The following is a 15,625-nucleotide window of genomic DNA, read 5'->3' as shown; positions in this document are numbered from 1 at the left end:
GGCGAGTTCAAGCCCGCTGGGATGCGGCTGACCACGATCTGATCGGCCCGCCGTCATGTCGATGCCTTCGACGCCGCCTTCTTGTGCGTGCGCTGCATCGGCGTTCTTCGTGCTGTCCGTGATGGGTGTGGTGTTCCCTGGGCGAGACATGCGGTCTCCTTAAGTAAGGTGAGCCTAACCTAACCTATTTCGGAGGTCTGGAGAACGTGCCTAACCAGTCGCGTCCCAAGGTCAAGAAGTCCCGTGCGCTCGGCATTGCGCTGACGCCGAAGGCCGTCAAGTACTTCGAGGCCCGTCCCTACCCGCCGGGCGAGCACGGCCGTGGCCGCAAGCAGACGTCGGACTACAAGGTCCGTCTGCTCGAGAAGCAGCGTCTGCGCGCCCAGTACGACGTGTCGGAGCGCCAGCTGGTCCGTGCCTACGAGCGCGCCAGCAAGGTGCAGGGCAAGACCGGTGAGGCGCTGATCGTCGAGCTCGAGCGCCGTCTCGACGCCCTGGTCCTGCGTTCGGGCATCGCCCGCACCATCTACCAGGCCCGCCAGATGGTCGTCCACGGCCACATCGAGGTCAACGGCGGCAAGGTCGACAAGCCGTCCTTCCGCGTCCGTCCCGACGACGTCGTGACCGTCCGCGAGCGCTCCCGCGAGAAGCCGCTGTTCCAGGTCGCGCGTGAGGGCGGCTTCGCCCCCGAGGGCGAGACCCCGCGTTACCTCCAGGTCAACCTGAAGGCCCTGGCCTTCCGCCTGGACCGTGACCCGAACCGCAAGGAAATCCCGGTCATCTGCGACGAGCAGCTCGTCGTCGAGTACTACGCCCGCTGATTTCCCAGCAGGCGTAGGACCCTTCCGCGGTCAGCCCGCCGCTTCCCCGCCCTTGGCGGGGGAGCCGGCGGGCTTTCGCGTTCCGTCGGAGCGTCCCGGCCGGGGCACGCTGACCTTCGGCGCCGCGGGGGCCGCCGGTTGCTGCGAGGCCAGCGCGCGCTCCACCGCCTCGTCGAGCGTCAGCGCCTTGCCCTTCGCGAGGCACCGTTCGTACCGTGCCCGCCCCAGCAGCTCGCCCGCCTGCTGCCGGCACAGCGCACGCGGCGAACTGAAGTAGCCCGAACCGAACAGCGGCAGCCCCACCGAACCCCACACCGGCTCCGCCGCACCCTGAAGGACCGCGGCCTCGGCCGGATCGCCCTCGCTCGCCGTGACCAGGGCTAGCAGCTCGATCGCGAGCACCAGACCCACCAGGTCGCGGAACGTGTGGTCGATGGTGATGCACTCGCGCAGCAGCTCCCTGGCGCGGACGTACTCGCCGCGGGTCCAGGCCGCATACGCGATCACATACAGCGCGTACGCACGCGTCCAGCGCTCCCCGTGCTCGCGGCAGATCTCCTCGACCTCCTCGCACAGGGCGAGGGCGGCCGGCAGGTCCCCCTGGAACACCAGGGACATGGCGAGCTCCACCTGCCCCATCAGGACATTGCTGTTGAGCTCGCCCAGCTGCCGGTAGCGCACGAGCGCCTCGCGGAACAGCAGCTCCGCCCGCTCCATGTCGTCGGTGACCAGCGCGAGACAGCCCATCCGGTGCACGGCGTACGCCACGGCGAGCGGGTTGTCCGTACGGTCGGCCTCGTCTCGGCACTCCTGGAGCGCGGCCAGCGCGTCCACCGTGCCGCCTTGCAGGATCGCCACGTAACCGAGCACCCACAGCGCCTTGAGGCGGGACTCCGGGTAGTCCTCCGCGCCGTCCAGCTCCACCGCGCGGTCCAGCCAGTGCCGGCCCTCGGCGAGCCGGCCGCAGCCGACCCAGTAGAACCACAGCGTGCCCGCCAGGTACTGGCCCAGGTGGGCCTCGCCGGGCTCGGTCAGACAGAACTCCAACGCGGCCCGCAGATGCGGCAGTTCGGCCTCGATCCGGGTGGCGACGGCGGTCTGCCGCGGCGAGAACCAGTCGAGTTCGCAGTACGTCGCCAGGCCCATGTACCAGTCGCGGTGCCGGCGCCGCATCCGCCCGGCGTCCCCGGAGGCCGCCAGCCACTCGGCTCCGTACGCCCTGACCGTGTCCAGCATGCGGTAGCGCACACCGGTCGGGGACTCCTCGCGCGCCAGGACGGACTGGGTGAGCAGCGCCTCCAGGACATCGAGCACCTCCGGCGACTCCAGGCCGTGGCCGCCGCACACGTACTCCGCCGCATCGAGGTCGAAGGCCCCGGTGAACACCGACAGGCGGGACCACAGCAGACGCTCGGCCGGGCCGCACAGCTCATGGCTCCAGCCGACCGTCGTCCGCAGCGTCTGATGGCGGGGGAGCGCCCCGCTGGTGCCGCCGGTCAGGAGGGCGAAGCGGTCGTCGAGCCGCTCCAGGAGCCCGGCCGGGGACAGGGCGCGCAGCCGGCCCGCCGCCAGCTCCACGGCGAGCGGGATCCCGTCCAGGCGCCGGCAGACCTCGGCCAGGGTGTCCGCGTCCCGCGTATCGGACAGGGCGGCGCGCTCGGCCAGCAGCGCGACCGCGTCCCGCTCCGGCAGCGGCCCGAGCGCGAGGATGCGCTCACCCTCCACATTGAGCGGGCGACGGCCCGAGGCGAGCACCCGCAGGCCGGGGCAGCGGCGCAGCAGCGTGCGCACCAGGGCGCCGCACGGCTCGGCGAGATGCTCGAACCCGTCGACCACGAGCAGCAGTTCACGCTCGGCGAGATGGTCGAGCAGGACGGTCCGCGGCGGACGCCCCGTGTGGTCGGTCAGGCCGAAGGTCTCGACGAGGGCGTGCTCGACCAGATCGGCCTCCCGCACCGAGGCCAGCTCCACCAGCCAGATCCCGTCGGCCGGCGCGCGGTGCAGCGAGGCGGCCCGCAGGGCGGTACGGGACTTCCCCACGCCGCCGGTCCCCACCACCGTGACCAGACGCGCCGTGTCCATCAGGGCGTCCAGCTCGGCCAGTTCGGCCGTCCGTCCGACGAACGCGTCGAGTTCGATGGGGAGATTGCCCGAGGGCGCGCCCGCAAGGGGGCGCTGAGACCGTCGCATGGGGAACGCAGCGTACTCAGGCGTACGCACTCCGTACAATCGGATCAGGCAACTCCCCGCGCGCTGAGCGGGAATCCGGTACGGAGCGCCAGGCCCGGCGCGATAAGGTCGGACACGACTTATCCATGGCCGACAAGGCTCGCAAGCCCCGAAGGAGTGCGAGCGTCCCGCAGGAGCCCGAGCGATTTCGCAGAGCCCGGGCCTTCCGCAGGAGCTCAGCGCTCCGAGGCCCCGACAGCAGAGAGCGGTGCAGCGTGACCGGTGGTGAGGTGGCCGGGATCCTCGTGGCCGTCTTCTGGGCGATCCTGGTCTCGTTCCTCGCCGTCGCGCTGGCGAGGCTCGCGCAGACGCTCAAGGCGACCACCAAGCTCGTGGCGGACGTGACCGAGCAGGCCGTGCCGCTGCTCGCCGACGCCTCCGCGACCGTGCGCTCCGCGCAGACCCAGCTCGACCGGGTCGACGCCATCGCCACGGACGTCCAGGAGGTCACCTCCAACGCCTCCGCGCTGTCCACCACGGTCGCCTCCACCTTCGGCGGCCCTCTCGTCAAGGTCGCGGCCTTCGGTTACGGGGTGCGCAGGGCCGTCGCAGGGCGCAAGGGCGGTGCGACCGGTGATTCTCAGAGAATGCCGCGCAAGACGCCCAGGCGTACGGTGATCGTGGGCCGGGCCGTGCCGGCCGCTCGCCGGGGCAAGCGGAACGACAGGAACGCGAGGGACTGACGCAGCATGTTCCGCCGTACGTTCTGGTTCACCGCGGGCGCAGCCGCCGGCGTGTGGGCCACCACCAAGGTCAACCGCAAGATCAAGCAGCTGACCCCCGAGAGCCTCGCGGCCCAGGCCGCCAACAAGGCGATCGACGCGGGCCACCGGCTCAAGGACTTCGCCCTCGACGTACGGGCCGGTATGGCCCAGCGCGAGGCCGAACTCGGCGAGGCACTCGGCCTGGAGCACGACCCGGACGCCGAACTGCCCGCCCAGCGGCGGGTGGTGGCGATCGAGAACCGCGCACCGGGCTCCCGCAAGCACCAGATCACTTCGCACCAGACGTACGAGAACGGCTCGTACACGTACAACCGGAATGAGGACCACTGATGGAGTCGGCTGAAATCCGCCGCCGCTGGCTGAGCTTCTTCGAGGAGCGTGGGCACAAGGTCGTGCCGTCGGCGTCGCTGATCGCAGACGACCCGACGCTGCTCCTCGTCCCGGCCGGCATGGTGCCGTTCAAGCCCTACTTCCTGGGCGAGACCAAGCCGCCCGCGCCGCGCGTGACCAGCGTGCAGAAGTGCGTGCGCACGCCCGACATCGAAGAGGTCGGCAAGACCACGCGGCACGGCACGTTCTTCCAGATGTGCGGCAACTTCTCCTTCGGCGACTACTTCAAGGAAGGCGCCATCAAGTACGCCTGGGAGCTGCTCACCAGCCCTCAGGACAAGGGTGGTTACGGCCTGGAGCCGGAGAAGCTCTGGATCACCGTCTACCTCGACGACGACGAGGCCGAGCGCATCTGGCACGAGGTCGTCGGCGTGCCGAAGGAGCGCATCCAGCGCCTGGGCAAGAAGGACAACTTCTGGTCCATGGGCGTCCCCGGCCCCTGCGGCCCGTGCTCGGAGATCAACTACGACCGCGGCCCCGAGTTCGGCGAAGAGGGCGGCCCGGCGGTCAACGACGAGCGCTACGTGGAGATCTGGAACCTGGTCTTCATGCAGTACGAGCGCGGCCCGGGCACCGGCAAGGACGACTTCGAGATCCTCGGCGACCTGCCCTCGCAGAACATCGACACCGGTCTCGGCCTCGAGCGCCTCGCCATGATCCTTCAGGGCGTGCAGAACATGTACGAGATCGACACCTCCCGTGTCGTGATCGACAAGGCCACCGAGCTCACCGGCGTCCGCTACGGCGCCGCCCAGGCCTCGGACGTCTCGCTGCGCGTGGTCACCGACCACATGCGCACCTCCGTGATGCTCATCGGTGACGGCGTGACCCCCGGCAACGAGGGCCGCGGCTACGTGCTGCGCCGCATCATGCGCCGCGCCATCCGCAACATGCGCCTGCTCGGCGCCACCGGCCCGGTCGTCAAGGACCTCATCGACGTCGTCATCGACACGATGGGGCAGCAGTACCCCGAGCTGGTCACCGACCGCCAGCGGATCGAGACCGTCGCGCTCGCCGAAGAGGCCGCCTTCCTCAAGGCGCTCAAGGGCGGCACGAACATCCTCGACACCGCCGTCACCGAGACCAAGGCCGCGGGCGGCTCCGTGCTCTCCGGCGACAAGGCGTTCCTGCTCCACGACACCTGGGGCTTCCCGATCGACCTCACCCTCGAGATGGCCGCCGAACAGGGCCTCTCGGTGGACGAGGAAGGCTTCCGCCGCCTCATGAAGGAGCAGCGGGACCGCGCCAAGGCCGACGCCCAGGCCAAGAAGACCGGCCACGCCGACATGTCCGGCTACCGCGAGATCGCGGACAACGCCGGCGCCACCGACTTCATCGGCTACACCTCCACCGAGGGCGAGTCCAAGGTCGTCGGCATCCTCGTCAACGGTGTGCCCTCGCCCGCCGCCGTCGAGGGCGACGAGGTCGAGATCGTCCTCGACCGCACCCCCTTCTACGCCGAGGGCGGCGGCCAGATCGGCGACACCGGCCGCATCAAGCTGCACTCCGGCGCTGTCGTCGAGGTCCGCGACTGTCAGAAGCCCGTCCCCGGCGTCTACGTGCACAAGGGCGTCGTCCAGGTCGGTGAGGTCACCGTCGGCGCCCCGGCCCAGGCCGTCATCGACGTGATGCGCCGCCGCGCCATCGCCCGCGCCCACTCGGCCACGCACCTCACCCACCAGGCCCTGCGCGACGCGCTCGGCCCGCAGGCCGCCCAGGCCGGTTCCGAGAACCAGCCCGGCCGCTTCCGCTTCGACTTCGGCTCCCCGTCCGCCGTACCGACGGCCGTGATGACCGACGTCGAGCAGAAGATCAACGAAGTTCTCGCCCGCGAACTCGACGTCCAGGCCGAGGTCATGTCGATCGACGAGGCCAAGAAGCAGGGCGCCATCGCCGAGTTCGGCGAGAAGTACGGCGAGCGCGTGCGCGTCGTGACCATCGGCGACTTCTCCAAGGAACTGTGCGGCGGCACCCACGTCCACAACACCGCCCAGCTCGGCCTGGTGAAGCTGCTCGGCGAATCGTCGATCGGCTCGGGTGTGCGCCGTATCGAGGCCCTCGTCGGCGTGGACGCGTACAACTTCCTCGCCCGTGAGCACACGGTCGTCGCCCAGATCCAGGAGCTGGTCAAGGGCCGCTCCGAGGAGCTCCCGGAGAAGATCTCCGCCATGCTCGGCAAGCTGAAGGACGCCGAGAAGGAGATCGAGAAGTTCCGCGCGGAGAAGGTGCTCCAGGCCGCCGCCGGTCTCGCCCAGGGCGCCCAGGACGTACGCGGCGTCGCCCTCGTCACTGGCCAGGTGCCCGACGGCACCGGCGCCGACGACCTGCGCAAGCTGGTCCTCGACGTACGCGGCCGCATCCCGTCCGACCGCCCGGCCGTGGTCGCCCTGTTCACCACCGCCAACGGCAAGCCGCTCACGGTCATCGCCACCAACGAGGCGGCGCGCGAGCGCGGCCTCAAGGCCGGCGACCTGGTCCGTACGGCCGCCAAGACCCTCGGCGGCGGAGGCGGCGGCAAGCCGGACGTGGCCCAGGGCGGCGGCCAGAACCCGGCCGCCATCGGCGAGGCGATGGCCGCCGTCGAGCGCCTCGTGGCCGAGACCGCGTAATGACCGAAGGGCTGCGACGCGGGCGCAGGCTCGCGATCGACGTCGGGGACGCCCGGATCGGGGTCGCCTCGTGCGACCCCGACGGGATCCTCGCCACCCCGGTGGAGACCGTGCCGGGACGCGACGTCCCGGCCGCCCACCGCCGGCTGCGCCAACTTGTCGAGGAATACGAACCCATTGAGGTGGTAGTCGGTCTTCCTCGCTCCCTCAACGGGGGCGAGGGGCCGGCCGCGGCCAAGGTGCGGGCCTTCGCACAGGAGCTGGCGAAGGGCATCCATCCCGTTCCCGTACGTCTGGTCGACGAGAGGATGACCACAGTGACGGCCAGTCAGGGACTGCGCGCCTCGGGCGTGAAGTCCAAAAAGGGCCGTTCTGTCATCGACCAGGCTGCCGCTGTGGTGATCCTTCAGAACGCTCTGGAGTCCGAACGGGCGTCAGGTAAAGCCCCGGGCGAGGGCGTCGAAGTGGTCATCTGATCGCGATACGGTAACGTTCCGCGCGATGCGCCGGTGTTCGAACAGCTTGGCGTGCAGCAGGAGAGGCGGAGGGAACCGGTCGTGCGGCGACCGGCGGCCGCCTCGCGGCTCGTAGGGGATCGATGACTGAGTATGGCCGGGGCCGAGGCCCCGAACCGTGGCACCCCGAGGACCCGTTGTACGGGGACCAGGGGTGGGGACAGCAGGCCGCCGGTGGCCAGAGTCCGTACGGCGGCCAGCCGCAGCACTACCCGCAGCAGCCCCAGCAGTACGACACGGGTCAGCACGGCTACGCGTCGTATGACACCGGTCAGCAGTCCGCATACGGGGAGGGCGCCAACTCCTCGTACGACACCGGTCAGCAGGCCTCCTACGACACGGGTCAGCAGGCCTCCTACGGCGGCGGCTCGCAGGGCGGCTATCCGCAGCACGACTACAACGGCGGCTGGGACACGGGCCAGCAGGCCTCGTACGGCGCGGGTGCCGAACCCTACGGGCAGCCCGCGCAGTACGGCGGCGACCAGCCCGACCACTACCGCACGCCCGAGGCCTACCCGCCGCCGCAGCCCCCGGGCCGCCGCCGCGCGGTGCCCGAGCAGAAGCCCGACTGGGACCCGGGTCCCGACCAGGGCGAGCACGCGTTCTTCGCCGGCGGCGGGGACGATGACGACGGCTACGACGATGACGACCGCGGACGCGGTGGCGGTCGCGGCGACCGCAGGGGCCGCGGCGGCAAGGGCGGCAAGAAGCGCCGCAGCGGCTGCGCCTGCCTGGTCGTGGCGGCGGTCTTCGCCGGCGGTCTCGGCGGCGTCGGCTACTTCGGCTACCAGTTCTACCAGGATCGTTTCGGCTCGGCCGAGGACTACGAGGGCGACGGCAACGGCCAGACCGTGTCCATCGAGATCCCCAAGGGCGCGGGCGGCAACCAGATCGGCCAGATCCTGAAGGACAACGGGGTCGTGGCCAGCGTCGAGGCGTTCGCCGCCGCGCAGGCCGACCACCCCAAGGGCCTCGGCATCCAGGCCGGTGCGTACATCCTCGAGAAGGAGATGTCCGCCGAGGCCGCCGTCGCGCTGCTGCTCGACCCCAAGAGCGGCAACAACCTCATGGTCATCCCCGGTGCGCGCAACTCCACGGTCTACAAGGAGATCGACAAGCGCACCGGGCAGAAGGACGGCACCACGGCGAAGTACGCCAAGGAGCACTGGAAGGAGCTCGGCCTGCCGAAGTGGGCCGAGACCCCGAACAAGGACGTCAAGGACCCGCTGGAAGGCTTCCTGCGTCCGGACACCTACGCGGTGTCAGAGGGCATGAAGTCCGAGGACGTGCTCAAGAAGATGGTGGCCGGCACCACCTCGCTGCTCGAGGACTACAACCTCGAGGCCAAGGCGAAGGAACTCGGCCTGCGCAATGCGATCGACATCGTCACCGTGGCGAGCATCGTGCAGAAGGAAGGCCACAAGCAGGACTTCGGCAAGATCGCGCGCGTCATCTACAACCGCAAGAGCCTCGACAACCCGGAGACCTACGGCCTCCTGGACATGGACTCCACGGTCAACTACGTGCGCGGCGAGTCCAAGCTCGGCACCGGTTCCGTGGACGACCTGCGCAAGATCGAGGACCCGTACAACACGTACTGGGCCGGCGCGAAGGGCCTGCCGCCGGGTCCGATCAGCACCTTCAGCAAGGACGCGCTCGAAGCCGCGATCAACCCGGTCAAGGGCAAGTGGAACTACTTCGTGTCGATCAGCGCGAACGAGACCCTGTTCGCGGTGACGAACGCGGAGCACGAGCGCAACCGTCAGAAGTACCTCGACGCACAGAAGAACAACGACTGATGACAGACGTGCGACGGCGGGCCGCGGTTCTCGGCTCGCCCATCGCCCACTCGCTCTCGCCCGTCCTGCACCGGGCGGCGTACGAGCGTCTTGGCCTGCGGGACTGGTCGTACGAGCGCTTCGAGGTGGACGAGGCCGCGCTGCCCGGCTTCCTCGAAGGGCTCGGGGCGGAGTGGGCGGGGCTGTCCCTGACCATGCCGCTCAAGCGGGCCGTGCTGCCGCTGCTCGACGAGGTCAGCAAGACGGCCGCGTCGGTGGAGGCGGTGAACACGGTGGTGTTCACCGAGGACGGCCGCCGCGTCGGCGACAACACGGACATCCCCGGGATCGTGGAGGCGCTGCGTGAACACGGCGTCGAACAGGTGGAGTCGGCGGCGATCCTCGGCGCCGGCGCCACCGCCTCCTCGGCGCTCGCGGCCCTGTCCCGGGTCTGCTCCGGCGAGGTCGTCGCGTATGTGCGCAGCGACGCGCGCGCCCAGGAAATGCAGCAGTGGGGCGAGCGGCTCGATGTCGAGGTGCGGACGGCGCCGTGGAGCGAGGCGGCCGCCGCGCTCGAGGCACCCCTGGTGATCGCCACGACACCCGCCGGTACGACCGACGACCTCGCGAAGGCCGTGCCCGAGCGTCCGGGCACGCTCTTCGACGTGCTCTACGATCCGTGGCCCACCGAACTGGCCGCGCGCTGGTCGATGTTCGGCGGTGCGGTGGTCAGCGGGCTCGACCTGCTCGTTCACCAGGCGGTGCTGCAGGTGGAGCAGATGACCGGGCGTTGCCCGGCGCCGCTCGGTGCCATGCGGACCGCGGGGGAGCGGGCGCTGGCCGAGCGCTAGGATTCCGGCGTTCTCGTCGTGATCCTTGGGGGGATTTCATGGACACAGGTGTGTCGCTCGCGTCGGTCGGCAGCAGAATTTTCGACGGGGTGCTCGGCTTTCTGCCCGACTGGATCCAGTTCACCTTCGTGGCGCTGGTGCTGCTCGCCGTTGTCGCGAGCTGGGTCGTGAAGATCAAGCGGAAGCTCGACCGGCGCCGTGCGCGGCGGCAGGGCGTATCGACCCCCGCGGCCCGGCAAGGGCAGCGCTCCGGGGCCGACTACCTGGGACCGTACGCCCCGGGTGCACAGCAGCCCACCGTGCCGCAGCAGCGCAGCGGCGCCGACTTCCTCGGCAGCTACGCGCCTCAGCAGAACGCCGCGCGGCGCGAGGACTGAGACCGGCGTCCGCCTGCTGGACCGGCGGCCGGGAGAAGGCGCCGCTCGTGGGAGGATCTAGGGGAGGCGGGCCAGGGCCGCGCACCCGGTCGCGCCGCCGCTGTACCAGGCGCGAGCATGAGGAGCACCGTTGAGCAGGTTGCGTTGGCTGACCGCGGGCGAGTCCCACGGCCCCGCACTCGTGGCGACCCTTGAGGGGCTGCCCGCGGGCGTCCCGATCACCACGGAGATGGTGGCGGACCACCTGGCGAGGCGGCGGCTCGGCTATGGACGCGGCGCGCGGATGAAGTTCGAGCAGGACGAGATCACGTTCCTGGGCGGTGTCCGGCACGGTCTCTCGCTCGGCTCCCCGGTCGCGATCATGGTGGGCAACACCGAGTGGCCCAAGTGGGAGCAGGTCATGTCGGCCGATCCGGTCGACCCCGAGATCCTGGACGGGCTGGCGCGCAATGCGCCGCTGACCCGGCCGCGGCCCGGTCACGCGGATCTGGCCGGCATGCAGAAGTACGGCTTCGACGAGGCCCGGCCGATTCTGGAGCGGGCGAGTGCGCGGGAGACCGCGGCGCGGGTCGCGCTGGGTGCGGTGGCCCGGTCGTACCTGAAGGAGACCGCCGGGATCGAGATCGTCTCGCATGTGGTCGAGCTGGCCGCGGCGAAGGCTCCGTACGGCGTGTACCCGACCCCGGCCGATGTGGAGAAGCTGGACGCCGATCCGGTGCGCTGCCTGGACGCGGATGCGTCGAAGGCGATGGTCGCGGAGATCGACCAGGCCCACAAGGACGGCGACACCCTGGGCGGTGTGGTCGAGGTGCTCGCGTACGGCGTGCCGGTGGGGCTGGGCTCGCATGTGCACTGGGACCGTCGGCTCGACGCCCGTCTGGCCGCCGCGCTCATGGGCATCCAGGCGATCAAGGGTGTCGAGGTCGGCGACGGCTTCGACCTCGCGCGCGTGCCCGGCTCGCAGGCGCACGACGAGATCGTGCAGACCGAGGACGGTGTGAAGCGTTCCTCCGGCCGCTCCGGGGGGACGGAGGGTGGTCTGACCACCGGTGAACTTCTGCGCGTACGGGCCGCGATGAAGCCGATCGCGACCGTGCCGCGCGCGCTGGCCACCATCGATGTGGCCACCGGTGAGGCGGCCAAGGCGCACCACCAGCGGTCCGACGTGTGCGCGGTGCCGGCCGCGGGCATCGTGGCCGAGGCCATGGTCGCGCTGGTGCTCGCGGACGCGGTGGCGGAGAAGTTCGGCGGCGACAGCGTCACCGAGACGCGGCGCAACGTGCAGTCGTACCTCGACCACCTCCACATCCGATGAGCCCCCGGATTGTTCTCGTCGGTCCGATGGGCGTGGGCAAGACGACCGTCGGCGAGCTGCTCGCGGAGCGCCTCGGCTGCACCTTCCGCGACACCGACGCGGACATCGTGGCCGCCGAGGGGCGCGAGATCTCCGACATCTTCATCGAGGAAGGCGAGCCGCACTTCCGGGAGTTGGAGCGCCGGGCCGTACGGGAGGCGCTTGCCGACCACGACGGAGTGCTCGCGCTCGGCGGCGGTGCCGTGATGGACGAGGGCACGCGCGCGCTGCTCGCCGAGCATGCGGTCGTCTATCTCTCGATGGACGTCGAGGAAGCGGTCAAGCGCACCGGCCTGAACGTGGCCCGCCCGCTGCTCGCCGTCAACCCGCGCAAGCAGTGGCGTGAACTCATGGAAGCGCGCCGCCCCTTGTACCAGGAAGTCGCCCGCGTCGTGGTCGCCACCGACGGCCGGGCCCCCGAAGAGGTCGCCGAAGCGGTCCTCGAAGCACTGGAGTTGAAGCAGGCATGACCGAGCAGCAGGTGACCCGGATCCAGGTCGGCGGCAGCGCCGGAAACGATCCGTACGAGGTGCTCGTGGGGCGCTCGCTGCTCGGTGAACTCAGCGGTCTCATCGGGAAGAAGGCCCAGCGGGTCGCGGTCATCCACCCCGAGGCGCTGGCCGAGACCGGCGACGCCCTGCGCGCCGACCTCGCCGAGCAGGGCTACGAGGCGGTGGCCATCCAGGTGCCCAACGCCGAGGAGGCCAAGACCGCCGAGGTGGCCGCGTACTGCTGGAAGGCGCTCGGCCAGACCGGGTTCACGCGCACCGATGTGATCGTGGGCGTCGGCGGCGGGGCGACCACTGACCTCGCCGGGTTCGTGGCCGCGACCTGGCTGCGCGGGGTCCGCTGGATCGCCGTGCCCACGACCGTGCTCGGCATGGTGGACGCGGCCGTCGGAGGCAAGACCGGCATCAACACGGCCGAGGGCAAGAACCTCGTCGGTGCCTTCCACCCGCCGGCCGGGGTGCTCTGCGACCTGGCCGCCCTGGAGTCGCTGCCGGTCCACGACTACGTGTCGGGTCTGGCCGAGATCATCAAGGCCGGCTTCATCGCCGACCCGGTGATCCTCGACCTGATCGAGGAGGACCCGCAGGCGGCCCGTACGCCCGCGGGACCGCACACCGCCGAGCTCATCGAGCGCTCGATCCGCGTCAAGGCCGAGGTCGTCTCCAGCGACCTCAAGGAGTCCGGGCTGCGCGAGATCCTCAACTACGGCCACACGCTCGCGCACGCCATCGAGAAGAACGAGCGCTACAAGTGGCGCCACGGTGCCGCCGTCTCGGTCGGCATGGCCTTCGCGGCCGAACTCGGCCGCCTCGCGGGCCGGTTGGACGATGCCACGGCCGACCGCCACCGCACCGTCCTGGAGTCCGTCGGGCTGCCCCTGAGCTACCGCTACGACCAGTGGCCCAAGCTCCTGGAGACGATGAAGGTGGACAAGAAGTCCCGCGGCAACCTGCTGCGCTTCATCGTCCTCGACGGGCTCGGCAAGCCGTCGGTCCTCGAAGGGCCCGACCCTGCGGTTCTGCTCGCCGCGTACGGCGAAGTTTCCTCGTAATCAAGCCATTCGGGCACTTCTGTCCGTCCCCGGCCGTTCACACAACGGCGGCCGGGGACGGTACCGTTCCGTGAAAGCCCAGTCGCCGGGCAGCGTCCGGTGACCGCGAGGGACCCGACGCCGAGTTCCGCCCGACGAGGACGCCCGACCAGCGCCAGTCGCCTGTACGAGACGGAGTGGCACCGGATGCAGCACGCAGTGGGCAACCCGCTGCCGCCCCATCAGCCGGGGCATGGACCGGCCGGACCGCACCCCGGTGCGCCCGCGCCCGGCGCCGTCGCCCCGCCGGCCGGACCTCCGCCGCCTGTGGTGGCGCCGCCTCCGGCCGTACCGCCCGCGGCCGGATTCCAGGGCGGAGGCCCGACGCACCAGCCGGCCCCCGCCCCGCACCAGCCGCCGGCCTCGCATCAGCAGCAGGCTCCGCATCAGCCGTCGGCTCCGCACCCGCAGCAGGCTCCGCACCCGCAGCAGGCTCCGCACCCGCAGCAGGCGCCGCATCCGCAGCAGACCCCGCACCAACAGCAGGCTCCGCACCAGCCCTTGCATCAGGCGCCCCCGTCGCGTGACACCACGGGGCATGTCCAGCTGCCGCCCGGTGGGCCTGTCGCCGTGCCGAGTCCGCCGCCGGGGCAGGCGCCTGTGGACACCGGCGCCACCACCCTCGCCGTTCTCCTGATCGGCCCCGCCGGTGCCGGCAAGACCTCGGTGGCCAAGTTCTGGGCCGAGCACCGCCGCGTCCCGACCGCGCACATCAGCCTCGACGACGTACGGGAATGGGTGCGCTCGGGCTTCGCCGATCCCCAGTCGGGGTGGAACGACAACTCGGAGGCGCAGTACCGCCTCGCCCGCCGCACCTGCGGCTTCGCGGCCCGCAACTTCCTGGCCAACGGGATCTCTTGCATCCTCGACGACGCCGTCTTCCCGGACCGTCCGGTGGTCGGGCTCGGCGGCTGGAAGCGCCACGTAGGGCCGGGACTGCTGCCCGTCGTGCTCCTGCCGGGTCTGGAGATCGTGCTCGAGCGCAATGCGCAGCGCAGCGGCAACCGGCGGCTCACGGACGAGGAAGTCGCCCGTATCCATGGCCGGATGGCCGGCTGGTACGGGTCGGGGCTGCCCATCATCGACAACTCGCACTACGACGTCCCGACCACCGCCCGCGTCCTCGACGAGGTGCTCGCGCGGTCGATAGCGAGCCCGCCGCAGTGGTGAGCCCCCGGGGCGGGCGCACGGCGCGGGGGCGGGCGCCCGGTCGGACGCGCTGACCGCGCAGCGCCGCGCACCCGCTCGTACGCTCGGCTCATGTCAGAGGTGTACGCGGCCCGCAGAGAGCGGCTGAGGGAGCAGTGCACGGCCGGCGGCAGCGCCGCGGCCGTCGTCTCCCGGCCCGCCAATGTCCGTTATCTCGCGGGCGCAGCGCCGCAGGGCGCCGTCCTGCTGCTCGGCCCCCGTGAGGACCTGCTGCTGTGCAGCCGGGTGCCGACCGGTGAGCCCGTGGAGGGCCGGCCCGACGAGCATCTGCGGCTCCAGGTGCTCGGCGCTCCCGACGGCGACGCGGCCGTGGCCGCGGCCGACCTGGCCGCCGCCGCGGGTGCCGAGTCGCTCGCGGTCGAGGAGCACCACCTCACCGTCGCCCGGCACCGCGCCCTGACCTCGGTGGCGCCCCGGCTGCGCCTCGCCGACCTGGGGTGCGCCGTGGAGCAGCTGAGGCTGGTCAAGGACGACGAGGAGATCTCGTATCTCCGGATCGCCTCCGAGATCACCGACCAGGCGCTCGGCGAGCTGCTGGAGTCGATCCTCGTCGGACGCACCGAACGCCACCTCGCCCTGGAACTGGAGCGGCGCCTGGTCGACCACGGCGCGGACGGACCGGCCTTCGCCACTTCTGTGGGCACCGGGCCGAACTCCGGGCGCGGCGGGCACCGGCCGTCCGACCGCAGGGTCGAGGAGGGCGACTTCCTCACGGTCTGCCTCGGGGCCAACTATCGCGGCTACCGCTGTGAGATCGGCCGTACGTTCGTCATCGGCACCTCTCCGGCCGACTGGCAGATCGAGCTCTACGACCTCGTGTTCGCCGCCCAGCGGGCCGGGCGTGAGGCGCTCGCACCCGGTGTGGCCTACCGGGATGTGGACCATGCGGCGCGGCAGGTCCTGGACTCCGCGGGGTACGCGGAACAGCTCGCGGCGACCACCGGACACGGTGTCGGCCTCGAAATCGGCGAGGACCCGAAGTTGGCCCCCACGGCCATGGGTAAACTGGACGCTTGCGTGCCGGTCACCGTCGAACCTGGAGTCCACCTCCCGGGACGGGGCGGTGTCCGGATCGATGACACGCTCGTCGTGCGCCCCGAGGCGGACGGCGGACCCGAGCTACTCACCATCACGACCAAGGAGCTGCTCGCGCTGTAGCGCGGGGCG

General features: G+C 71.0%; 14 protein-coding genes. 13 read left to right on the top strand and 1 reads right to left on the bottom strand.

The window, feature by feature from the left end:
- Window positions 1-206: 206 nt before the first annotated feature.
- On the top strand, window positions 207-821 hold the full coding sequence (rpsD, locus tag BLT97_RS10215; RefSeq protein WP_093608500.1) for a 30S ribosomal protein S4: 615 nt from the start codon (window positions 207-209) through the stop codon (window positions 819-821).
- A gap of 30 nt (window positions 822-851) precedes the next feature.
- Here the strand turns inward: rpsD and BLT97_RS10210 are convergent, their stop codons facing one another.
- A complete protein-coding gene (locus BLT97_RS10210; RefSeq protein WP_093608499.1) occupies window positions 852-3,011 on the bottom strand; it encodes an ATP-binding protein in 2,160 nt (719 codons plus the stop codon).
- 254 nt (window positions 3,012-3,265) lie between these two features.
- Between BLT97_RS10210 and BLT97_RS10205 the strand changes: the two genes are divergently transcribed.
- The 12 genes from BLT97_RS10205 (at window position 3,266) to BLT97_RS10150 (ending at window position 15,616) form a co-directional block, all read left to right on the top strand.
- Window positions 3,266-3,733 (top strand): DUF948 domain-containing protein, encoded by a 468-nt coding sequence (locus BLT97_RS10205; RefSeq protein ID WP_245769243.1) that lies wholly within the window; start codon window positions 3,266-3,268, stop codon window positions 3,731-3,733.
- 6 nt (window positions 3,734-3,739) lie between these two features.
- Window positions 3,740-4,105 carry a DUF6167 family protein gene (locus BLT97_RS10200; protein WP_093608497.1) on the top strand — a complete coding sequence of 122 codons (366 nt, stop codon included), beginning with the start codon at window positions 3,740-3,742 and terminating at the stop codon, window positions 4,103-4,105.
- Window positions 4,105-6,774, top strand: a complete 2,670-nt coding sequence (gene alaS / locus BLT97_RS10195; RefSeq protein WP_093608496.1) for an alanine--tRNA ligase — start codon at window positions 4,105-4,107, stop codon at window positions 6,772-6,774. Before BLT97_RS10200 ends, alaS begins: the two co-directional genes overlap by 1 nt.
- Complete coding sequence (ruvX, locus tag BLT97_RS10190) at window positions 6,774-7,250, top strand: Holliday junction resolvase RuvX (RefSeq protein WP_093608495.1); 477 nt, start codon at window positions 6,774-6,776, stop codon at window positions 7,248-7,250. The genes alaS and ruvX overlap by 1 nt, the downstream gene beginning before the upstream one ends.
- Before the next feature lie 122 nt (window positions 7,251-7,372).
- Complete coding sequence (gene mltG, locus BLT97_RS10185) at window positions 7,373-9,088, top strand: endolytic transglycosylase MltG (RefSeq protein WP_093608494.1); 1,716 nt, start codon at window positions 7,373-7,375, stop codon at window positions 9,086-9,088.
- Window positions 9,088-9,918: a shikimate dehydrogenase gene (locus tag BLT97_RS10180; RefSeq protein WP_093608493.1), complete on the top strand. Its 831-nt coding sequence runs from the start codon at window positions 9,088-9,090 to the stop codon at window positions 9,916-9,918. The genes mltG and BLT97_RS10180 overlap by 1 nt, the downstream gene beginning before the upstream one ends.
- A 38-nt stretch (window positions 9,919-9,956) precedes the next feature.
- Window positions 9,957-10,295, top strand: a complete 339-nt coding sequence (locus tag BLT97_RS10175) for a hypothetical protein (RefSeq protein WP_093608492.1) — start codon at window positions 9,957-9,959, stop codon at window positions 10,293-10,295.
- A gap of 130 nt (window positions 10,296-10,425) precedes the next feature.
- On the top strand, window positions 10,426-11,610 hold the full coding sequence (gene aroC / locus BLT97_RS10170) for a chorismate synthase (RefSeq protein WP_093608491.1): 1,185 nt from the start codon (window positions 10,426-10,428) through the stop codon (window positions 11,608-11,610).
- Window positions 11,607-12,119, top strand: coding sequence for a shikimate kinase (locus BLT97_RS10165; RefSeq protein ID WP_093608490.1), 513 nt, complete (start codon window positions 11,607-11,609; stop codon window positions 12,117-12,119). Before aroC ends, BLT97_RS10165 begins: the two co-directional genes overlap by 4 nt.
- Window positions 12,116-13,210, top strand: coding sequence for a 3-dehydroquinate synthase (aroB, locus tag BLT97_RS10160; protein ID WP_093608489.1), 1,095 nt, complete (start codon window positions 12,116-12,118; stop codon window positions 13,208-13,210). The genes BLT97_RS10165 and aroB overlap by 4 nt, the downstream gene beginning before the upstream one ends.
- A gap of 186 nt (window positions 13,211-13,396) precedes the next feature.
- A complete protein-coding gene (locus tag BLT97_RS10155; RefSeq protein ID WP_093608488.1) occupies window positions 13,397-14,419 on the top strand; it encodes an AAA family ATPase in 1,023 nt (340 codons plus the stop codon).
- Window positions 14,420-14,509: 90 nt separating this feature from the next.
- Entirely contained in the window at window positions 14,510-15,616 is a 1,107-nt protein-coding gene (locus tag BLT97_RS10150) for an aminopeptidase P family protein (RefSeq protein ID WP_093608487.1), read from the top strand.
- Window positions 15,617-15,625: the final 9 nt, after the last annotated feature.

The sequence above is a fragment of the Streptomyces indicus genome (assembly GCF_900100315.1).
GTDB lineage: Bacteria > Actinomycetota > Actinomycetes > Streptomycetales > Streptomycetaceae > Streptomyces > Streptomyces indicus.
This window is presented reverse-complemented; position numbering and strand designations above follow the sequence as displayed.